Origin of the sequence: Peribacillus sp. NPDC076916 (genome assembly GCF_050269675.1) — a bacterium.
Taxonomy (GTDB): Bacteria; Bacillota; Bacilli; order Bacillales; family DSM-1321; genus Peribacillus; species Peribacillus aracenensis.
In genome coordinates, this window is record NZ_JBNNIU010000001.1 from 704,439 (window position 1) to 726,293 (window position 21,855).

General features: G+C 42.5%; 23 protein-coding genes. 4 read left to right on the top strand and 19 right to left on the bottom strand.

The genetic code is table 11. The features are described 5' to 3' along the window. Positions 1-321 precede the first annotated feature (321 nt). Entirely contained in the window at positions 322-1,287 is a 966-nt protein-coding gene (locus ACQKFG_RS03560; protein WP_427556264.1) for an NAD(P)H-dependent flavin oxidoreductase, read from the bottom strand. An 80-nt stretch (positions 1,288-1,367) separates the two neighbouring features. Between ACQKFG_RS03560 and ACQKFG_RS03565 the strand changes: the two genes are divergently transcribed. After that, on the top strand, positions 1,368-1,880 hold the full coding sequence (locus tag ACQKFG_RS03565; protein ID WP_076367452.1) for a gamma carbonic anhydrase family protein: 513 nt from the start codon (positions 1,368-1,370) through the stop codon (positions 1,878-1,880). Positions 1,881-1,956: 76 nt separating this feature from the next. On the opposite strand, the gene paaX is transcribed toward ACQKFG_RS03565, so the two are convergent. The 15 genes from paaX to ACQKFG_RS03640 all read right to left on the bottom strand — a co-directional run bounded on the left by paaX (position 1,957) and on the right by ACQKFG_RS03640 (position 13,933). Continuing rightward, positions 1,957-2,838: a phenylacetic acid degradation operon negative regulatory protein PaaX gene (gene paaX / locus ACQKFG_RS03570; RefSeq protein WP_142244574.1), complete on the bottom strand. Its 882-nt coding sequence runs from the start codon at positions 2,836-2,838 to the stop codon at positions 1,957-1,959. An 85-nt stretch (positions 2,839-2,923) separates the two neighbouring features. Then, a complete protein-coding gene (locus ACQKFG_RS03575) occupies positions 2,924-3,700 on the bottom strand; it encodes an enoyl-CoA hydratase-related protein (RefSeq protein ID WP_427556268.1) in 777 nt (258 codons plus the stop codon). Between the two features lie 66 nt (positions 3,701-3,766). Next, positions 3,767-4,975, bottom strand: a complete 1,209-nt coding sequence (locus ACQKFG_RS03580; RefSeq protein ID WP_427556271.1) for an acetyl-CoA C-acyltransferase — start codon at positions 4,973-4,975, stop codon at positions 3,767-3,769. Next, positions 4,972-5,844, bottom strand: coding sequence for a 3-hydroxyacyl-CoA dehydrogenase (locus ACQKFG_RS03585; RefSeq protein ID WP_192203541.1), 873 nt, complete (start codon positions 5,842-5,844; stop codon positions 4,972-4,974). The genes ACQKFG_RS03580 and ACQKFG_RS03585 overlap by 4 nt, the downstream gene beginning before the upstream one ends. Positions 5,845-5,960: 116 nt before the next feature. After that, positions 5,961-7,481: an aldehyde dehydrogenase family protein gene (locus tag ACQKFG_RS03590; protein ID WP_230302805.1), complete on the bottom strand. Its 1,521-nt coding sequence runs from the start codon at positions 7,479-7,481 to the stop codon at positions 5,961-5,963. 23 nt (positions 7,482-7,504) lie between these two features. Then, entirely contained in the window at positions 7,505-8,278 is a 774-nt protein-coding gene (locus ACQKFG_RS03595; RefSeq protein WP_427556275.1) for an enoyl-CoA hydratase-related protein, read from the bottom strand. Positions 8,279-8,288: 10 nt separating this feature from the next. Further along, the gene (locus ACQKFG_RS03600; protein ID WP_192203538.1) at positions 8,289-9,065 is read right to left on the bottom strand and encodes an enoyl-CoA hydratase/isomerase family protein; all 777 of its coding nucleotides are present in this window, start codon (positions 9,063-9,065) and stop codon (positions 8,289-8,291) included. Next, on the bottom strand, positions 9,062-9,367 hold the full coding sequence (locus ACQKFG_RS03605; RefSeq protein WP_034314904.1) for an EthD family reductase: 306 nt from the start codon (positions 9,365-9,367) through the stop codon (positions 9,062-9,064). Before ACQKFG_RS03605 ends, ACQKFG_RS03600 begins: the two co-directional genes overlap by 4 nt. A gap of 20 nt (positions 9,368-9,387) precedes the next feature. Beyond that, positions 9,388-9,885, bottom strand: coding sequence for a 1,2-phenylacetyl-CoA epoxidase subunit PaaD (gene paaD, locus ACQKFG_RS03610; RefSeq protein ID WP_192203537.1), 498 nt, complete (start codon positions 9,883-9,885; stop codon positions 9,388-9,390). A gap of 24 nt (positions 9,886-9,909) precedes the next feature. Further along, the gene (paaC, locus tag ACQKFG_RS03615) at positions 9,910-10,710 is read right to left on the bottom strand and encodes a 1,2-phenylacetyl-CoA epoxidase subunit PaaC (RefSeq protein WP_427556280.1); all 801 of its coding nucleotides are present in this window, start codon (positions 10,708-10,710) and stop codon (positions 9,910-9,912) included. Continuing rightward, positions 10,700-11,059, bottom strand: coding sequence for a 1,2-phenylacetyl-CoA epoxidase subunit PaaB (gene paaB / locus ACQKFG_RS03620; RefSeq protein WP_192203535.1), 360 nt, complete (start codon positions 11,057-11,059; stop codon positions 10,700-10,702). The genes paaC and paaB overlap by 11 nt, the downstream gene beginning before the upstream one ends. Positions 11,060-11,077: 18 nt before the next feature. After that, positions 11,078-12,034 (bottom strand): 1,2-phenylacetyl-CoA epoxidase subunit PaaA, encoded by a 957-nt coding sequence (gene paaA / locus ACQKFG_RS03625; RefSeq protein WP_427556283.1) that lies wholly within the window; start codon positions 12,032-12,034, stop codon positions 11,078-11,080. Between the two features lie 128 nt (positions 12,035-12,162). Then, positions 12,163-12,402 carry a ferredoxin gene (locus ACQKFG_RS03630; RefSeq protein WP_192203533.1) on the bottom strand — a complete coding sequence of 80 codons (240 nt, stop codon included), beginning with the start codon at positions 12,400-12,402 and terminating at the stop codon, positions 12,163-12,165. Between the two features lie 90 nt (positions 12,403-12,492). Further along, the gene (locus ACQKFG_RS03635; RefSeq protein WP_260284461.1) at positions 12,493-12,624 is read right to left on the bottom strand and encodes a hypothetical protein; all 132 of its coding nucleotides are present in this window, start codon (positions 12,622-12,624) and stop codon (positions 12,493-12,495) included. Then, positions 12,605-13,933, bottom strand: a complete 1,329-nt coding sequence (locus tag ACQKFG_RS03640; RefSeq protein ID WP_427556287.1) for a phenylacetate--CoA ligase family protein — start codon at positions 13,931-13,933, stop codon at positions 12,605-12,607. The genes ACQKFG_RS03635 and ACQKFG_RS03640 overlap by 20 nt, the downstream gene beginning before the upstream one ends. Positions 13,934-14,197: 264 nt before the next feature. Between ACQKFG_RS03640 and ACQKFG_RS03645 the strand changes: the two genes are divergently transcribed. Genes ACQKFG_RS03645 through ACQKFG_RS03655 form a run of 3 tightly spaced genes read left to right on the top strand, consistent with a single transcriptional unit; the run spans position 14,198 to position 16,561 of the window. Continuing rightward, positions 14,198-14,551, top strand: a complete 354-nt coding sequence (locus tag ACQKFG_RS03645) for a DUF485 domain-containing protein (RefSeq protein ID WP_192203531.1) — start codon at positions 14,198-14,200, stop codon at positions 14,549-14,551. Continuing rightward, positions 14,548-16,098, top strand: coding sequence for a solute symporter family protein (locus tag ACQKFG_RS03650; protein WP_342615203.1), 1,551 nt, complete (start codon positions 14,548-14,550; stop codon positions 16,096-16,098). The genes ACQKFG_RS03645 and ACQKFG_RS03650 overlap by 4 nt, the downstream gene beginning before the upstream one ends. Positions 16,099-16,114: 16 nt before the next feature. After that, the gene (locus tag ACQKFG_RS03655; protein WP_349729109.1) at positions 16,115-16,561 is read left to right on the top strand and encodes a hotdog fold thioesterase; all 447 of its coding nucleotides are present in this window, start codon (positions 16,115-16,117) and stop codon (positions 16,559-16,561) included. Between the two features lie 341 nt (positions 16,562-16,902). On the opposite strand, the gene ACQKFG_RS03660 is transcribed toward ACQKFG_RS03655, so the two are convergent. The 3 genes from ACQKFG_RS03660 to ACQKFG_RS03670 all read right to left on the bottom strand — a co-directional run bounded on the left by ACQKFG_RS03660 (position 16,903) and on the right by ACQKFG_RS03670 (position 21,729). Then, entirely contained in the window at positions 16,903-18,132 is a 1,230-nt protein-coding gene (locus tag ACQKFG_RS03660; protein ID WP_427556292.1) for a pyridoxal-phosphate-dependent aminotransferase family protein, read from the bottom strand. A 340-nt stretch (positions 18,133-18,472) separates the two neighbouring features. Continuing rightward, positions 18,473-18,661 carry a hypothetical protein gene (locus tag ACQKFG_RS03665; RefSeq protein WP_427556295.1) on the bottom strand — a complete coding sequence of 63 codons (189 nt, stop codon included), beginning with the start codon at positions 18,659-18,661 and terminating at the stop codon, positions 18,473-18,475. Between the two features lie 899 nt (positions 18,662-19,560). Continuing rightward, on the bottom strand, positions 19,561-21,729 hold the full coding sequence (locus ACQKFG_RS03670; RefSeq protein WP_427556298.1) for a malate synthase G: 2,169 nt from the start codon (positions 21,727-21,729) through the stop codon (positions 19,561-19,563). Positions 21,730-21,855: the final 126 nt, after the last annotated feature.

Below are 21,855 nucleotides of genomic sequence, written 5' to 3' on the forward strand. Positions count from 1 at the left end.
CCTTTTCTAACTTTTATTATAAAAGGGGTGCACCCAGATTGATTGATTCTAGGCATCCCTTGATTTCAAAAGAGACATTTTCCATTGTATCACAAGTTCAATCACATTTTTCTAAAATGTTATCCTAAAACAATGTGCCTTATGGAGTCCATTTTATGTTATGGGGCTATTCACATTAGATTTAAGATTGTAAAGAATGATCATATAATTTCAAATGGTCCAGAAATGAAAAAAAGCTTGAGGACGAATTGACCTCAAGCTTTCGGTAAATTACCAAGGAGTAAACCCATGAACTAATGATAAGATTGGCTCACTCCGCTCTCAAATCATAAAAGGGGCAGAGAGCTTGCTCAATCCATTCTCCATTTGTTTTTTCGCATCTTTCATCATGCCATCAAGTAATTCCTTAACAGTGGGTATATCGTCAATCAATCCAGCGACCTGGCCGCTGTTCATGAATCCATTGTTAACATCCCCGTTCATCGCCCCATTAATATGATGGACTTCAGAGGTCATTTCACGATAATTCACAGGAGACAGTCCCTGTTTTTCCAAATCCAGGACCTTCTCGGTATATGGATCCTTCAATACTCTTCTGACCTGGCCAAGTGTTCTGCCCAAAATTACCGTATCATTACCCATCGCTTCGATTAGTTTCTGCTTATATGACGGATGGAACGGTGCTTCTTGTGTAGCGATCAGCCTGGTTCCTAATTGGACTCCTGAAGCCCCCAGCATCAATGCAGCCGCCAAACCCTGTCCATTGCCTATTCCGCCAGCGGCCAAAACCGGAAGGGTCACATGCTTGCTGATTTGCGGAATGAGTGTAAAGGTCGTCATTTCCAGGTTCGAATTGATGCCGGCAGCTTCAAACCCTTCTGCGACCAACACATCAGCCCCTGCAGCTTGCGCTTTTTGCGCGTGCTTGACCGAAGCGACGATGGCGATCACTTTTACATTCTTTTTTTGTAATAGTGGAATGAAAGGGGCAGGATTTCCTGCAGATAAGGAAACTACAGGTATATCATGCTTCAGGACAAGATTCACTAACTCATCAGTATATGGACTAACGTTTATTGGAATGTTCAGCGCAAAATTGTTATTGGTTTTTTCTTTGGTTTCGAGAATGATGGCTTCTACCTGTTCAGGATTCATGGTACCGCACCCTATTGTCCCTAGTCCCCCTGCATTGGACACTGCAGCCGTAAGACTTGCATTGCTTATATTCCCCATGCCGCCTTGTATAATAGGATATTTTATCGCAAAAAGTTCACAAATATATTTCACTTTTATCCCTCCCTGTCAATTTAATGTTATACTATATTCATTAGAAAAACAATTCTGACTTTTCAAAAAGGAGCGATACTATGATTATTCCGTATAATAATAAAAAACCATCCATTGATGATACTGTTTTCGTGGCACCTGGCGCTCATTTAATCGGTGATATTTCGATTGGGAAAGACTCTACCATTTGGTTTAATGCCGTACTGCGCGGTGATGAGGATTCAATAACGATAGGAGAAAAATGCAGTATACAAGATAACTCCACCATTCACTTATTTGAAGGGTGCCCAGTTGTCATTGAAGACGAAGTGACGGTTGGTCACAATGTTATCCTGCATGGTTGTAAAATAGGCAAACGATCCATTATTGGAATGGGTTCGACGATATTGGATAATGTAGAGATCGGTGAAGAATGCATCATCGGAGCGAACACATTAATTTCCTCTGGCAAAATCATACCTCCACGTTCACTCGTGATCGGTTCCCCAGGAAAAGTGGTTCGCAGATTGAATAATAAAGATCTTGAATTGATTCAACTTTCTATCGATACATATGTTCAAAAAGGGAAAGACTTCAAAGGTATACTTGATTAATTATTGCAAAAGTCGAAAATGCTAATGTGAAAAGAGCTTCAGCAAGTCGTCATTAGCGACTGGCTGAAGCTCTTTTTCACTTAATGATAAGTGGATGATCCTTGGCATCATAGGTTTCGTCTTTCCGGCATAAATCATTATTTTCCTGAAATACGCTTTCAAAGAAACGGCTTGCTGGTTCAGCCAAGACTTGATAATATTGGCTAAATAAAAGAGCAGCATGGTTCCCATTCCACTTTGAAGGCAGAAGTTCCTTTGGCAGGCCTGGATCGATAAATAAAAATTTACGGTATTCATGCACCAAGTTCGTTCGTTCCACAAAACAATCGGCATCGGACATTTCGCCCCTGTTAATGATGCTTTGATGAACGATGAATTGTTTGCTGTATTTCTCGATGAATTCTTCATATTTATTTTCAATCTCTTCCAAATGCCAGCTTTTCTCTACAAGCGATTGGTTTTCTTTAGGGCCTTTGTATTCCGAAATGAAAAAATCAACATATTCTTTGATGTCATATTTCTCGATCAAACGATTGATTTGCTTCTCCAAATCATTAGGGGAAATCCAGCAACCACTTGAAAAACTGCCAAACCCGCTCCATAATAATTCTTTACGGAGATCATCCCGTAATTGCCGCTTATCTTCAGGTATCGTGTACATTAAGATACGCCATTTACCGTCCCATTCATTCGGTTTCATCTTATATATGCGATTGGCCGCTTCATCCATTCTCTGCACACCGCGATCAGTCAAAAAGTAATAGCTTTTATTTCCCTGCTTCTCTGACTGGATCCATCCTTGCTTGACCATTCGTGAAACGGCTACACGTACGCCCTGCTCATTATGGCCGAATTCCTTCAATAAACGAATTAAACTGCCTATCCAGATTTTATTTCCATAGTTACGGATATAATCGCCGTATATCGTAAAAATCATGGATTGAGTGTTAGTACCTATCTTTCTCACCTCGCCCTTACATTGTTACTATTTTCACACGGAAGACATAATAATTATTATATCTTTTTAAAAAGAAAGCGCAATGTTATTCACCAGTAAATCGTGCTTTTCTCCGTTCACTAAATGCCAGGAGCGCTTCCGATCTGTCTTGAGTCGGGATGGTCAATTCATAGGCCTTTCCCTCTATGGCCATTCCGGTTTGCAAGTCCGTATTCATTCCTTGGTCAATCGCATATTTGGCTTGTTTAACTGCAATCGGCCCATTTTTCATGATATTGGCTGCCAATTCCTCACAGGCTGACATAAGTTGATCCCTTGGCACGGCCCTCAAAAGGATCCCTAATTGACATGCCTCTTCTGCAGTCAGTTTTTTAGCGGTGAAGATCAATTCCTTCGCTTTCATTTCCCCAATCAATCTCGGCAGCCGCTGTGTACCTCCTGCCCCAGGAATAATGGCCCAGCTAGTTTCAGTGAGCCCCAAAGAAACACCTTCGGCAGCAATTGCAAAGTCACATGAAAGCAGCCATTCAAATCCTCCCCCCAATGCATATCCATTGACGGCAGCTATCGTTGGCTGTGGAAGCCCTGCAATACTATTAAAAACATCGCGAATCGCTTTAACGTTCCTTCTTACTTCCGCATCATTCAAAGACTTCCTTTCTTTCAAATCCGCTCCCGCGCTGAAGGCCTTTTCCCCTGCACCGGTGAAAATGACAACACGGATATCGCCGTCATAGTAAACTGCATCGATGACATCCTGCAGTTCACAAAGTGTCTCATAGTCGAAGCAGTTCAATACGTCGGGCCGATTCACTGTTACATATCCGATTTGATTTATCACTTTATATATAACCTTGGACATAAGTCTCCTCCCCCTTTAAAAAAATGACCCTTATGCAGATAAAACTAATAAGGGCCTACCGCATCCTTAGTCTTTTTCAATATTTTCTATAATGGCGGAAATGCCTTGGCCAACGCCTACGCACATCGTCGCAAGACCATAGCGGACATTCCGCTTTTTCATTTCGTGGACGAGCGTCGTTAAAATACGCGCCCCGCTTGCACCGAGCGGATGGCCAAACGCTATTGCCCCGCCGTTGACATTCACTTTCTCATGATCCATTTTCAATTGGCGGATACACTCCAAGGATTGGGATGCGAATGCTTCATTCAATTCCACTAGCCCGATGTCTTCAATCGTCAAACTTGCCCTCTCCAATGCTTTTTTGGTGGCATGAATCGGGCCAAGGCCCATAATGGACGGTTCTAATCCCGCTACCGCCCCTACTACATATTTGGCCAGAGGTTTCAATCCAAGCTCCCGTGCTTTTTCTGCACTCATCAAAAGTAATGCCGAGGCTCCATCATTTACGCCTGAAGCATTACCGGCCGTTATAGTGCCGTCTTTAAAGATCGGTTTGAGTTTTGCCAACTTTTCGATGGTCGTGTCAGGACGAGGGTGTTCATCCTTCTCGACAATGACTTCATTCCCTTTACGATCCGTATATCGAACAGGTACGATTTCATTAATGAAACGCTCATTTTCCACTGCTTTTTTCGCTTTTTGCTGGCTTTGATATGCGAATTGATCTTGGTCCTCCCTTGAAACCGAAAAACGCTGGGCGACGTTTTCAGCCGTTTGAGGCATCGAATCCGTACCATAAATTTCTTTAAGTTTCTCATTCGTGAAGCGCCATCCGATTGTTGTATCCTGAAGCTCCATTGAACCCCGCGGAAATTCACTCTCAGGTTTGGCCATGACGTACGGCGCCCTTGTCATGCTTTCGGTACCGCCTGCGATATAAATATCGCCTTCACCTACAGCAATGGAGCGTGCAGCATACATGACGGCATCCAATCCTGATCCACACAAACGATTTATTGTCGTACCAGCCACATTTACCGGAAGACCAGCTAAAAGGGCAGACATCCTGGCCACATCGCGATTATCCTCTCCTGCTTGATTTGCATTCCCGAAGATGACATCTTCAATTTGATCTGGCGGAAGCTCTGGATTGCGATCGGTCAGCGCCTTGATTACAATTGCACCGAGGTCATCCGGGCGAACGCTTTTCAAAGCTCCTTTATATCTTCCGATTGGTGTTCTCACAGCATCAATAATCACAACATCCTTCATTTCTTCACCAGCTCGCCATCTTTTGTATAATCGTACACACCTTTACCTGTCTTACGGCCGAGCCTGCCAGCTTTAACATACTGTTCAAGAAGGGGGGCCGGGCGGTATTTTTCACCAAGTTTACTATGTAAATATTTTAAATTATTCAAACGAGCATCCAATCCCACCAAATCACCTAGCTCAAATGGTCCCATTGGGTAATTCAGCCCTAACTTTATTGCCTTATCGATTTCTTCTGGCGTACCTAAACCTTCTTGAAGCATAAAGAACGCTTCATTACCAACCAAACAGCTGATCCTGCTAGTTACAAACCCAGGGAATTCATTAATGACCACGGTTTCCTTCCCCATTTTTCCGGCTACCTCTTTTATTATGGCTGCCGTTTCATCACTGGTTTCAAGACCACGTACAATTTCAACGAGCGGCATCTTTTGTACAGGATTGAAAAAATGCATGGCAATCGTTTTTTCAGGACGCTTTCCATAAGAACCAATTTCTGTCGGGCTCATCGTGGAAGTATTGGTTGCAAAATAACAGTCTTCTTTTGCATGGACTTCAATCGTTTCGAAGACTGCCCTTTTAATTTCCGCCTTTTCCGGAACTGCTTCTATGATCAAGTCCGCATATGCTGCTGATTCTTTCAAATTGGAAGAATAAGAAAATCTGCTTTTTGCAGCTGCCGCTTCTTCCTGGGTGATTTTTTGGTAGCGTACACCCTTCTCAAAAATTCCATCGATCTCTTTTCTTGCACTTTCCAAAGCATCCTGATTCACATCCACCAGTACTACATTAAAGCCCCCTGTTGCTCCTACATAAGCTATTCCCCTGCCCATGACACCAGATCCGACAATCACTAGATTTCTAATCATTCGTTCATTCCTCCTTCAAAAATAAATAGGGCTGGCTACGATGAATCAGATCAGCATTCATCCATTCCTGAATTACTTTTCCGACATACCGATCAGCCAGCCACCTATTTTATGTTTTATTGAATTCCAAAGGGATTTAAGGGACGGCTTCCATGATAGGAAATGATGCTTTTCGTTTCTGTATAAAGATCAAGTGTCTCAATACAAAGTTCCCGGCCGAATCCTGATTGTTTATACCCTCCGAAAGGTGTTCCAGGAAATGCTGAGAATGGGCAATTCACCATGACGATTCCCGCTTCTATTTGATTGGCCACTCTAGTCGCACGCCCGCCATCTTTTGTCCAAAGAGCCGAACCCAAACCGAATTCCGTATCATTTGCGAGTCTCACGGCTTCTTTTTCATCTTTGAATTTCATTATGACAACGACCGGCCCGAATATTTCCTCTTTCACTACATCCATTTCATGATTGACATTAGCTATGACCGTTGGCTCATACCAATAACCGTTTTCGAATCCTTCAATGACAGCTGGCTTTCCTCCTGTCAGGATTTTTGCTCCGTCAGTAATGGCAGATTGCACATAATTGTCGATGACATCCAATTGCCCTTGATCTATGACTGCACCGACGTGTGTTTCTTTGTCGAGCGGATTGCCCAATTTCAATTTTTTCGTTTTTTCCACGAATCTGGCAACGAATTCGTCGTATATGTCTTCATGTACATATAAACGGGATCTAGCTTCGCAAGATTGTCCAGTATTGTAGAATATGCCATATAATGATCCATCGATGGCAGCTTCAAGGTCTGCATCTTCAAAGACAATATTAGGGGACTTCCCGCCAAGCTCCAATGTCACCCTTTTTAATGTCTGTGAAGCTTTGCCCATGAGATCCCTGCCGATTGGCGTAGAACCCGTAAAGGCAACCTTATTCACTTTCGGATGCTCGACAAGGTAATTCCCTACGTCCGATCCTGGGCCTGGAATGATATTGACCACACCGGAAGGAACACCAGCTTCTAAACAGATTTCCCCTAATACAATTGCCGTCAATGGCGTTAACGAAGCTGGCTTAACGATGACCGAACAGCCAACTGCAATTGCTGGTGCAATTTTCCACGCTGCCATCATCATAGGGTAATTCCAAGGGATGATTTGAGCACAAACACCTACTGGCTCTTTTTCCGTATAGTTATGGAATTGACCAGGTACATTATTGACAGATCCGCGGTGTGCAACCAATGCGCCTGCATAAAACTCGAAATCTTCAATTGCCTGCATGACTTGGCCTTGTGCTGCAGAAATGGATTTGCCGCTGTTCAGAACTTCCAATTCAACCAATTCATTAAAGCGTGAACGCATGATTGCTGCAATTTTGTTCAATACACGAGAACGCTTATTAATCGGAGTCCTCTTCCATTTCCCATTATCAAATGCTTCACGTGCAGCTTGAACAGCTTTTTCTGCATCTTCCCTTGTTGCCTTTGCAACCTTGGCAATGATTTCACCAGTTGCAGGATTGTACGCATCAATCGTGGAACCATCAGAGCTTTCCACTCTTTCTCCATTAATGATCAGATGATAATAATCACGCTTCATTTCCGCTTTTTCAAATGCCGCCTCTTGAACTCTTACCATGTAATCCCACTCCCTTTTCTATATTACTTGCCTATGAATTGAGCCTTCCTTTTTTCAATGAATGCTGCCACACCTTCTGCATAATCCTTCGTTAAGCCAGCAATTCGCTGACCCTCCGCTTCTTCTTTTAAGTATTCTTCCAATGAAAGGTGATAGGACGCCTCTAAGTATCTTTTAATTAACCCGATTGCTTTCGTTGGCTTGTTCGCGATATTCTCTGCAAAGGCTTTCAATTGGTCGTTCCATTCTTCCACACCAATCACTTTTGTAGCGAGCCCGATATTTTTCGCCTCGCTAGCCGGAACCTTTTCCCCCAATAAAGATAATTCCAAGGCTTTCGCATGACCAACGATCCGCGAAAGGTAATACAGATTCCCCGAATCAGGTATCAATCCGATATTGACAAAAGCATTTACAAAACTGGCTTTTTCAGAAACAAGCCGAAAATCGCATGCCAGTGCTAGGCTGAAGCCAGCCCCTGCAGCCACTCCATTGACTGCGGCAATGATCGGCTTTTCACAGTTTGCTATTTGCTCCATCATCGGACCGTAGGCTTCCCGCAGCACCTGGCCTAAATTCATGCCTTCATCAACATCCGATAAATCTTGTCCCGAACAAAAGGCCCTGCCTTCCCCTGTAATGATAATGGCCCGCACTTCATCCGACCCCGCAGATACTTTGATCGCTTTCTGTATTTCCTTATTCATTTGGGACGTAAAGGCATTCAGTTTATCAGGACGGTTCAAAGTAAGCCAAGCCACTCCATTTTCAACCCCATATTTGATCGTTTCGTACATAGAGCACCCCTTATCCGCCTGTAAATTTCGGCTCCCTTTTTTCAACAAATGCTTTCATTCCTTCTTTTTGGTCCTCTGATGCAAAAAGAATATAGAAGTTCTTCCGTTCAAATTGCATGCCCTCATATAAGGGATAATCAACTGCCTTATTGACGGATTCTTTGATCAGCCTTACTGCTAACGGGGGTTGCTTTGCTATCTTTCTAGCAAAATCAACCGTTTCTTCCATTAACAATTCAGGTGCCACGATCTTATTAATGAAACCATATTGCAGGGCTGTCTTTGCCTTTATCCTTTCAGCCGTCAACATCCATTCAAGTGCCTTCGTCTTGCCCACCAATTTCGTCAACCTTTGGGTTCCTCCTGCACCAGGCATGACTCCTAGTGTCACTTCCGGAAAGGAAAACTGGGTATCGCTGGCGGCTATCAGGAAATCGCAGGATAATGCAAGTTCAAAACCACCGCCGAATACAAAACTTTTCACCGCACCAATTACAGGCTTCTTGACTAGGCTTATCCGGTCCCAATCGGCAAATTGGTTCGTTAACTCCATACTGATTGGACTGTCGTTCACCATCTCGTCGATATCAGCTCCAGCGGAAAATGCTTTCCCATTGCCCGATAGCAAAATCACCTTCACTTGTGGGTCCCGGTCGAAATCTTCCATGGTTGAAACTATTTCCCTGACCATTTTCCTGTTAAGGGCATTCAGTTGTTTCGGCCGATTTAAAGAGATATAACCAATGCCTTCCGCGATTGACGTTTCAATGAATTGAAGCGCATTCATTTTATTTCTTCGCCGATCATCATCGTAACAAGTTTCCCTGCAAAGCCCATTAGGTCCTTCCCTGATGCTTTTCCTTCCGGAGAACGCATTCCTTGCTGCAATGCGTCGTGGTCTTCATAATACATTTCACAAAGAATGTAATACTCGGAGTCTTTGCCCATTGGAGTCCCTACAATTTTAGTGACCTCCATTTTTTGAAGACCTGGAATTTTTTCCGTTATCGGGCCATGTACATTGAAATAGTGCTCATCGAATTCTTCCTTATTTTCAGGTTGTTTGTATAGGGCGATTAACTTTACCATTTTATAGAACCTCCATTGTATTAAATTATTTTTATCATCGGTTTCATCGCTTCGAACGGATTTTTGCATGCTTTACAATATAAAATGCTGCGGCAGGCCGTTGGACCGAAGATATTTTCCATCGTGACATATGTCGATTCACAATATGGGCAATCCACATGCCATGACCCATCACTTTTCATTTGTCGAGGAGGAGGGGAGATTCCGAAAACCTTCAATCCAGCTTTCCCTTTTTCCGTAATTCGATCGGATGTCCACGAAGGGGAACGTAAAAATTCCACATTTACATTTCTTACGGCAGGCAGCTGTCGAAGAGCTGTTTCCACATTTTTTTGGATGATCGACAATGCCGGGCACCCAAGAAAAGTTGGCAGCATTTTTACCGAAACGTCCTGGCCCGAAACCTTAACGTCTTCAACCATCCCCAAATCCAGGATACTTACTGTATCGATTTCGGGATCTTTAACGTCTTCCAGGAGCTTATAAATTTCTTCTATGTTTAACTGTATGGTCGACATGGTACCCCTCCCCTTTTCATTGATTCACCATGAAGCTGCTTTATCGGTTGCGTACACTTCACTTAACGTTTCTAGCGCCTTTTCCAAATCTTCCGTATGCTGGCCATTACGGCCATCACCTCTTGCCATGCCTATTTCAATAGTTGTTGCTAATCCTACACTTTCAAAAATTGGGGTGATAGCCTCGATCCATTTTTTCTGTAAGTCAGCTTCGCCTTCTATCAAGCCAAGCTCCACCATTTCCTCTCCATATTGCCCAAGTGAAAATACCCCGGCAAAATCCGGCATTGTTTTCCCAATAGCCGCTTTCATCCTTGATACCGCTTCCAAGTGGCCAGATCCCAGCAATTGGACGAACCATGTTTTCCAGTGCATCAAATGATAGTAAAGTTCCATCTGTACCTTTTGTGCCACTTCAGCAAGCGGTTCATATGAACATGAATGAAGGGATCGAACCTTAATCGCTTTGGCTTGGGTATAAAAGTAATTCCGCACTACCGCAAACGCCCAATCATATTCCGGGTCTTTCATATAGTAACCAGGACCATTGACCAATTCGAGAATGATCGCATTGCGCCGTTCCTTTGCGGGACGGTCATGAGCCAGTTTATCTGCATCACCTACACCGAGTTCATCCAGCAATTTATAATATATGGCTGCATGCCCCATCGTGTCTTGAGATATCGAAGCGGATGCAACATCTTCTTCGATATGCGGTGCGAGTCCAAGCCATTCTGCACCACGGTATGAATGGATGAAGTCATCATCCGCCAGTTGAAGCAGCAATTCCTTGACTGCGATGTCCTTCAATGATTCATTCTTCATTTTTTACACCTCCAGCCCAAGACATTATCTCTTTTTCATCGAGCATTCCCTGCTCATACTTCCGCCATTTTTTCTTTAAATACCCGTACCCTTTTGTGGTCCTGTAATCTTTATTATCGATACGTTGAAGCGTTTTCTTTTCCTCGACCGTCATTTTCCGTATATTCCGTCTTTTCACGACCCAGATATCATCAACCGCTTCACGTCTCATGAAGTTTTCTTGTGCCATCATGATGGCGATATCCTCATTTGGGGCCAGCAGGCTGAAGTGGTATTGAACGGGTGCTGATTGCGTTTTACGGCTGAATACTTCAAATTCTTCAAAGTAATTTCCTTGTCTAGTTTCCATATCGTCCTTCCCCCCTCATTAGATGACCTTTGGCGCCAACGCCTCACGTACCCATTTATTATTTTCATAAGAAATTCTTCGAAGGCTTAAGCGATCCTGCGAACGGGGTCCTTCATTCCTTGCGAGCACCTTCAATTTCCCCCAATCGGGCTGTTTGTAAATCCAGGTTTCAGATGCTTTATCAAACCTAAGCGTTTCATCGGGAATGCTAAAACCGAGTGAAAGGATCCGCTTCACATATTTAGAAAAAAAGGCTTGTCGAAGCTCTTCATTCGTACTGGTTCTGATTCTGTACTTAATCGTTATATCCTGTTTGGATGTGCCCACTTCATTCTTGCTGGGAGGTCCAAAGAAGAGTAATAAAGATTCCCACCAATAATCGATGGAGTCTTGAACCATTTTCCTTTGTTCTTCCGTCCCTTCAGCCAAAGCCATGATGATCGCTTCACCATGTTGGGCGTGAAAAACTTCTTCCGCGCAAATCCTTTGTAATGCCCGGGCATAAGGTCCGTATGAGGCGCCAAGCATATTCGTCTGGGAAATGATGGCTGCACCATCAACCAGCCAGCCAATCAATCCAGCATCGCCCCAGGATTTGGCTTCCATATGGAAAACATTATGAAACTTTAAATCTCCTTTAAACAAATCTTGCATTAGGTCATCCCGTTTTTTTTCGTACGGTTTTAGCAAATCCTCGGCGACCCGAAGCAATAATTGCCCATGCCCCATTTCATCCTGCACCTTTGCCATGATTCCAAGTTTTCTATTTAAGGTCGGGGCTTTAGGCACCCATTCCTTTTCTGGAAGCGCCCCCATGATTTCACTGATTCCATGCATCGATATTAACTTGATTAAAGTGCCCCGGTATTCATCCGGCATCCAATCATCCGCTTCTATCTTTTCTCCTGCTTCGATTCTGGCAATGAATTGATTTAGCTTTTCTTCTCCTGCCATATCATTTAAAAGAACGTTCATCCAAATCACCTCATTTTATAATATAACGTTTATATAACGTTATTATATTTTATTGTTATATTTAACGCAAGACTATTCTGTCTTTTTTCATAATAAAAAGGAAATTATCAGTGCATTTCACGAATCTTTTAATCCACTAAAACTTTAAAGGGCGAAGTTTCCACTTTAATTGAATCTGTTGGGCAGCCTTCCATTGCATCATCCAGGTCATCCAATAACTCTTCCGCGACCTCTGCAGTTCCCTCATTTTCATCCAGGATGACAAACGCCACCCCCTCATCATTGTAATCAAAAATTTCCGGGGCAGAAGCACCGCATGCACCGCAGGCAATGCAAGTTTCTTGATCAACAACTGTATATTTAGCCAAGATGCCCTCCTCCTTCCCTATTTCATGATCGGTCCTTATCTCCGCTTCCAATAAGGGTTAAACCCATGGTCAACCACGAATGCATCCGCTTTATGTATCGCGTTTTCGCACCACTTGTTCGAGTTCTTTCGCTTCCCGTATTTCAATCGGTACATGAGCAGTCATATACTGAACGTCAGAATCATGTTCATGAGCGTGGAATTTATAAACTAATGACTTCATCCTTCCGCTTATCGACGACACGAATGGCTTTTCCTTCTGAACGGGGTATGCTTTTTGGAATGTTGACAACAACATCCATCGTTACAAGACATGTGGATTTCAAATGATGCTGTATCGTTTTCCTTAATATATCTACATTCCCATGCGATAAGTCTTCTTCAATCTCCTTATAGAAACCGCTTTCAATTTCAATATGCAGTTCAACACCGTCCATTTTCCCTTTCTTAACGAGATGAATCTGATAATGAGGAACAATTCCATCCATTTGGAATAATACACGCTCAATTTCAGAAGGAAATACATTCACTCCCCTGACTATGATCATATCATCCGTTCTGCCTTTAACACGTGACATTCTAGTTGTGGTCCGCCCGCATTTACACGGTTCATGGGTAATTGAAGCGATATCGCCCGTCCGATAACGAATGATTGGCAGCGCTTCCTTTGTAAGGCTGGTAAAGACAAGTTCCCCATCTTCGCCGTCCTCCACTGGTTCGAGCGTGTCCGGGTTAATGACCTCGACAAGGAAATGGTCTTCTGCGATATGCAGTCCATTCTGTGCTTCATGGCATTCTATCGCAACGCCGGGCCCCATGATTTCACTTAGTCCGTAAATATCGATGGCTTTCAAATTCAGTTTTCTCTCAAGTGTTGCCCTCATTTCCTCTGACCATGGCTCAGCTCCAAAAATCCCATAATCAAGCCCATTATCTGCAGGATCAATTCCCATCTCTTCCATCTTTTCGGCAATATTCAAAATATAAGTAGGGGTTCCACAAATGCCGCGCGGTTTAAAGTCATTGATGATCGTAATCTGCCGATCGGTATTTCCCCCTGAAATGGGCACTGTCGCAACTCCTAGCTTTTCTGCACCACAATGCAAACCAAGGCCCCCGGTAAACAGACCATATCCATATGCGTTATGGAAAATATCTGACTTGCGACCTCCTGCTGCTACAATTCCACGTGCGACGATTGTTGCCCAATTTTCCAAATCATTTTTCGTATACCCGACAATTGTAGGCTTTCCGCTAGTTCCGGATGAACCATGAATGCGAGTGACATCCTCCATCGGAACGGCGAATAAACCGAATGGATACTGATCACGTAGAGTCTGTTTTTTTGTAAAGGGAAGCTTTATCACATCGTTTAGGGTTTGTATATTTTCTGGTTCCAGGCCCATCTCCCTGAATTTCTCTCTGTAATAAGGTACATTTTCATATACATGGCTTATCGTTTTTTTTAGGCGAGCCAATTGTAAACTTTCCATTTCAGCACGCGAAGCCGTTTCAATTTCCGGATTGTACATTGTTTCAGTCCCCCTTAATTTTACTATTGTCCCACCCGATATACATAACGGTAATAAAACGGAGATTAAGTTATTGTTATGATTCATTTCAAGATTAATACGTCATTTCTACGTTGTCAATAATGTTTTTAAATTCAGAAAAATGACCGAACAAACAAAAATAACAATTTACTAAATTTTCAGACTATGTTAATTTTAACAATGATATATCATTTTTTCAAATATTCGTTTTAAAAACGTACTACACTAAAAAGGGGGCTTACTATGGAATCACCAGCTAAAACTGAACATTCACCATCAGGACATGACAGCGGAAATAAGTATCGTCAATTAATTGAAACAGAAGAATTCAAGTATTTGCTTCAAAAGAAAAAAGCTTTCATCGTACCTGTCACTCTCTTCTTTCTTGCTTTTTATTTTGTTCTGCCTATTTTAGCTGCTTATAGCGAAGTATTGAAAGGTGAAGCTTTTTTCAATATTACTTGGGCATGGGTATATGCACTTCTCCAATTTGCCGTCGTATGGTTGGGAGGAATTGTCTATATCAAAAAAGCGGCGAAGTACGACAAACTGGCTAAAAATATCTTGAAAAAATATGAGAAGGAGCTTGGCGAATGAGCATTTTATCTCTCACACTTTTTTTGGGCATCATTTTGTTAACGCTTACAATAACCTATTACTCTTCTAAGAAAACGAAAAATGCCAGTGATTTTTATACTGCCGGCGGCGGATTGACAGCATGGCAAAATGGATTGGCCGTAGCAGGTGACTTTATGTCAGCCGCTTCTTTCCTGGGAATTACAGGGGCAATCGCACTGATTGGTTTCGATGGCTTTTACATGAGCATCGGGAACCTTGTTGCCTTTCTTGTCTTATTGTACCTTGTCTCGGAACCACTTCGCAATCTAGGTAAGTTTACGCTGGCAGACATGATTTCAGCACGCTTCAAATCAAAAAAAGTGCGAGGGATAGCTGCCGCCAATACACTTGTCATTTCAATCTTTTACATGATTGCACAACTTGTTGGTGCAGGGGGATTAATTAAACTGCTGCTCGGCATCGATTATTGGCTATCCGTCCTACTTGTCGGTGTGCTGATGACGATTTATGTGATTTTCGGCGGGATGAGAGCGACAAGCTGGGTGCAGATCACCAAAGCGGTTCTCTTACTAGGCGGTTCCGCTGTGCTGACGTTCATCGTATTTTCCCGTTTTAATTTCAACATTTCAGAGATGTTCCATCATGTCCAAACTGCAACGCCACTCGGAAAGGAATTTTTGAATCCTGGAAATAAATACACCGATGGACTCGACATGATTTCATTTAATATGTCGCTTGTCCTTGGAGCAGCAGGTCTTCCTCATTTACTCGTCCGCTTCTTTACAGTAAAGGACGCAGCTACTGCAAGGAAATCCGTCGTATATTCCACATGGTTTATAGGGATATTTTTCATCATGACGATTTTCCTTGGTTTCGGTGCTGCATCCTTCGTCGGTTTTGAGCGGATCGTCGCAGCAAACTCGGCTGGAAACATGGCCGCTCCCCTTCTTGCATTAACCATGGGCGGTGAGTTTTTATTCGCATTCGTTTCTGCTGTGGCATTTGCCACGATTTTAGCGGTTGTATCCGGTCTTGTTTTAACGTCAGCATCCGCTTTTGCACATGATATATACGGTGAAATCATCAAGGAAGGAAAGATTACGGAAAAACAGCAAATACTCGTCGCCCGAATGGCTTCTGTCGGAGTAGCTGTCATTTCGATTTTACTTGCTTTATTTGCACAATCAATGAATGTCGCTTTTCTTTCAGTCCTTGCGCTTGGAATTGCTGCAAGTGCCAATTTACCGATCATCCTTTGCACAATTTATTGGAAACGCTTCAACGCAACCGGAGCGATCACAGGAATGTTATTCGGGTTACTCAGTTCTATCATACTGGTCATGCTCAGTCCCAATGTATGGAATCCGGAACCTGGGATGGGTATTTTCACAGGCAATCCCCTCTTCACGATGAGCAACCCGACCATTTTCACCGTACCGCTTGGCTTTATTGGAGCCTACTTAGGTACAATCCTGTCAAAGGCAAAAGATGAGGAAAACAGTTTTCCTGAAGTACTGTTCAAATCCAATACCGGATATGGGATAAGTTCAGCAAAAGACCATTAAAAAGAGGGGGATTTCCATGACCACACATTTAGATCAGGATGTTCATGAATTGCATTATGACCAAATCAAACAAGTACTGGTTGACGAACCATATGCTTCTTTTCTAGGGATGAGATTGACGAAACTCGGTCCCGGCACAGCGGAAGCAGAATTGATTCCTAGTGACCACATGCTCAATGCACATGGAACGGTTCATGGGGCCATTATCTTTTCACTTGCTGATTATGTGTTCGCAGCAGCCAGCAATTCATATGGCAAAATAGCGGTTGGCGTTTCAAATAACATCAACTTCTTATCAGCTGGCAAACGGGGGGAGACTTTAACCGCTAGAGCGAAAGAGATTAAGAAAAACAATAAACTGGCATGGTATAAAATAGACGTGTTAAATGAAAGGGAATTGATCGCAACCATGGAAGCGATGGTGTTCAGGAAAAATCAATATTTCGTCGACCACGTTGAATAAGTAACGTTTGAAACCGGACAAGCAATCCACTTGTCCGGTTTCTTTTCCCTTGATTTGCCCATGATGCATACGCAAAGCTGATAAAAAGAAAGGAGGGGATTCCCGATTCGGAATCCATCACTTTTAACCAATCCCCACGCTCCCCTTCACTTATTACATCAGTCTGATATACTATTTTCCCATTATTAATGGTACCCGTGATTAGGCAAGCAAAGGTAGGGCCCATATAAACGCTTTGCTTATGTTTTGCGAACACGCTTCAAAAATATTATGTATGGCAGGATCTTTCAGTTCATAAGGGCATGGTGAGTGGTCGGAAGAAATCATATCGAATTTCTCTTCTATTTTCCTACATACACATCAAGAGCAGCCTGCAAAGCCTCTCCCCGATTAACTTGGAACCCCTGGCGCAAAAGGACAGCTTCCAAGGAGGCCAATCCAAACAGGATGTTTTCTTTCCTGCAACTGAACCCCATGGTTCCGATCCTCCAAATTTTCCCGTGAAGCGGACCAAACGAGGAAGCGATTTCGATACCAAATTCATTCAACAGCATGGCTCTAACAGTTTCACCATCGATTCCTTTTGGAATTCCGATGCAAGTTACACATGGAAGTTTGTTTTTCCCATCACCGAATAACGTAAGTCCCATTGCCTTGATCCCTTCAACGAGAGCGGATTCGTGGAGTTCATGACGGGCAAAGCGCGTTTCCAGACCTTCTTCGAGTACAAGGCGCAACCCTTCACGTAACGCATAAATCATGGAAGTAGCTTCTGTATGGTGATTCAAACGGCGCGGCCCCCAATAATCCTGCAGCATGCTTAAATCGAAATAATTACTGGCGATGGGCCGGCGGACCGAAACCTTTTGGTTGTCTTCATCCGTCGCAATACCACGCTCCACCTTTTTGCGGGACTGGATGATTTCTTCTATTCGCTCATTATACGTAATCGGTGCCATACCCGAAGGAACGGATAAGCATTTTTGTGTCCCGCCTATCAATCCATCAATACACCATTCATCCACCTTTACATCGGTGCCCCCGATGGAGGCAACCGCATCCACCACAAGCAGGACTCCCAATTCACGGCAAGCCAACCCGATTTCCTTCAAAGGCTGCATACAACCAGTGGAAGTTTCCCCATGGACGATTGCTGTTATTTTAGGGGAGACCTTCTTGATTTCCGCGATGACGGCTTCCGGTTCGAACACCTCCCCCCAAGGACATTCCATCGTATGGACTTCAGCTCCGTATCGCTCACAAATTTCCACCAACAAATGACCGAACCTGCCGAATATAGGAACTAGAACCTTATCTCCTGGCTCAATGATGCTACATAGAATCGCTTCATTCCCCGATCGTGAGGTACCATCTATCGGGAACGCCCATTTATTTTTTGTTTGAAAAACCAAACGCAGCATTTCCATCACTTCATTCATGATAGTAGTGAATGAAGGATCGAATTGCCCTAATATTGGCGTGCTCATCACCCTTAAGACACGCGGGTCCACCTCGACCGGCCCTGGTGTCATGATCGTTCTCATCGGTGCATTCAATTCTGAATATGCCATCTTAACCAACTCCTTTAATAGGCTAATTTATATAGTATTTCACTTAAAACGTCGATTCCCTTTTCCATATCCGCAACACTAGTAAATTCCTTAGGAGAATGGCTAAGCCCCCCTTACTTAAAACGAACTGCAGCAAGTCGAGACAAGGCGATTCATTTACCGATCCATCGCAACAGGTTTGACATCCATCCATTGTGAAACCCCCAGCTTCATTTCACCTTCTTTTGCGAAGGGTTCGAAAGTTGAAAGGATTTCCTTACAAAACCTTTCAAGAACCTCTTCCTCGTGATGCCTGATATCGAGACTGAGCCCCACTTCACCAGCAATGACATTCGGAACATTAGGTTAAACATCCATTCTGCCTAGTGTCCCCCCCATCCTTGACCGTGTCTATATGAGAACCGGCCCGAATGATTCCACCGGAGGAATCCGTTCCCTCAAGCCTGCCAAACAAGTTGCCTACACTATCAAAATATGTAATCAGGTTTTCTTTTTCCATCTCAGCTTTCATTGCTTGCTGAGCGCTCATCCATTCCTTGGAATATTATATCCGGGTCACCCCATTACTCTCTGTTGCCCTCGAAGGATGCTAACCATTTTATCATCGAACGCAGCATCATCCTTTTCGTCTATGAATTTTTCGTTTGATTGCCCATCACATCGATTCCCTTCTCAATAACCATTCACGTTATTAATTTCACGAAATTTATATCATCTAATATTTTACTTGCTTTCGCATTTAACTTCATTGACAATTCTGTTAGTATTTCGGTGTTTTTTTGTGCAAAATAACCAATGGAAGCAAACCAATAAAATATACAGATTTCTATGATCAAAAGAAGTGGTACTTATTGTTATAGTTAGCACCTTATCATATTTCACTGGTGTTTTTTGATAAATTAAGATGCTAATTCTACTTATGCCGTCCGAATTAACTTCTGATGGTCTCTAAAAGGATGAAGACTAATCTTATCTTATTACATCTAATTCACATATGTTTACTTAGCTTCTTCTTTTTATAAAGAATCAAACCAAAATGGGGAACAAGTAATTTTGATCACTTGTTCCCCATTTTATTGAATAATCACTTATTTTAATCCGAAGCCCCGTATGAATTTACTAGTGGAAGTTAAGTTATGGCACTCGGTGAACTTGAACTTTAAGGAACCCTATTTCTTTCGTTGGTAACAATTGCTTATCACGAATCTGTTTATACAGTGTAGTCAATGGAGATTCCCCCTGAAATATGGAGTTAAAACTTTGCGAAAAATCTTGTTTCTTATACACGGGATACCCACTTTAACCTAAAACCTTAACTAAACAATAAATAGAAAGAGACAATTAGTTTTTCCTACGCTAAGCTTTATGAATGAATTTAATAACATTGCATCCTGGTTGGTATGAATGCCCCAGAAATTCCACTTATTGTTACAACTTATTTTTCTTCGCTTCAATGCGTCGTCGATGCAGGATAGGCTCAGTATACCCACTTGGTTGGTTATAGCCTTGAAACACTAAGTCGCATGCCGCTTGAAAAGCCACTGAGTTGTCGTAATTTTCCGCGATACATTGATATGATGAATCTCCAGTGTTTTGTTCATCCACTACTTTAGCCATTCGTTGTAAAGTCTCCAAAACCTGTCCTTTCGTACAAATTCCGTGGTGAAGCCAGTTAGCCATATGCTGACTCGAAATTCTTAGTGTGGCACGGTCTTCCATCAATCCTACATTGTTGATATCCGGTACTTTGGAACAACCAATTCCTTGATTTATCCAACGTACAACATAACCGAGGATACCTTGAGCATTGTTATCTAATTCTTGCTGAATTTCTTCCGGACTCCATTCGAGGTTTTGAGCCACTGGGATTTCTAAAATATCATCACGTAAATTTACTGGATTCTTTTTCAACTCATCTTGTACCTTTTTTACATCCACTTGATGATAATGAAGAGCATGCAATGTCGCTGCAGTTGGAGAAGGCACCCATGCTGTATTCGCCCCTGCTTTCAGATGGCCAATCTTTTGCTTTAGCATTTCCGCCATCATATCAGGTATTGCCCACATTCCTTTACCAATTTGAGCACGACCTTGAAAACCGGTTGCTAAACCTACATTGACATTCGATTTTTCATAACCTTGTAGCCATTTTGATCCTTTCATGTAATTCTTGAGGATCATGGGTCCGGCTTCCATAGAAGTATGAATTTCGTCTCCAGTTCGATCTAAGAACCCGGTATTAATAAATGCCACTCTTTCTTTAACTTGGCGGATACAAGCTTTCAAGTTTAATGAAGTTCGACGTTCTTCGTCCATAACACCAATTTTCAGTGTATTTCGCTGTAGACCTAGCATGTCTTCCACACGGTCAAAGAGTTCATTGGCAAAAGCCACCTCTTCGGATCCATGCATTTTGGGCTTAACGATATAGACTGATCCCTTAGAGGAATTATAATATTTACCATTACCTAACAGGGAATGTTTGGCAAGTAAACTAGTCATGACTGTATCCATAATCCCTTCAGGAATCTCCTCACCATTAGCATCTAGGACTGCGTTTGTGGTCATTAAGTGTCCCACGTTACGGACAAACATAAGTGAACGACCAGGCAAAGAGAATTCTTTTCCATCTGGTGCTCTGTATAAACGATCCGGGTTCAATGTACGTGTCATCATTTTATTATCCTTTTTGAAAGTTACAGTCAGATCACCCCTCATAAGACCTAACCAATTTCGATATACCAGGACTTTATCATCAGCATCCACTGCCGCAACAGAATCCTCACAATCCATAATGGTCGTAAGAGTAGATTCCATTAGAATGTCCTTAACGCCTGCTTTATCTATTTTACCGATCATGTGACTTCGATCAATCTGAATTTCAAAATGCAAACCATTATTTCTTAATAATATAGCCGATGGCTTTTCGTATTCACCTTGATTGCCAACTAGTTTAGATTCCTCTACTAAACTCGTAATTTCTCCATTTCTGAGTGTAACAGCTAATTCCCCATCTACTACTGCATATTTCACAGCGTCTTTATGTGAATAATCCTTTAAAGGAGTTACTTGATCAAGAAAATCCTTTGCAAATGAAATGACTTCTCCCCCGCGTACTTCATTGTAGCTCCCTTCTCGGTAGGCTCCTCCTTTTTCGCTAATAACATCTGTTCCATAAAGAGCATCATAAAGGCTTCCCCACCTTGCATTTGAAGCGTTAATAGCATATCGGGCATTATCAACCGGGACAACTAGCTGCGGCCCAGCTTGGAAGGCTATTTCATCATCTACCCCTTCTGTCGTGATATGAAAGTCTTCTCCTTCAGGTTCTAGATAGCCAATTTCTTGTAAAAATGATTTATATTCAGCAAAGTCAATCTCTTTATTTTCTCTATGCCATGTATTGATTTTGGTTTGAATTTCATCACGACGAGCTAACAATTTTTTGTTTTTTGGAGACAAGTCATGTACCAATTTTTCAAAATCAACCCAAAATTGTTCCTGATTCAGTTCGCTTCCAGGTATCCCATCTTTATTGATAAATTCAAAAAGTACCGGAGCCACTTGAAGATTACGTATTTTTACATATTCGCCCATGGTGTATTCCTCCTTTAAAAATTAGTTTGACTCCCGGCATACGCCGAGAGGAATTTTCTTAAACCAGGTGATCTCTCCTACCTTTGAACGGGTTCAATACTTCATTTGCTATCGATTAATCAAGTT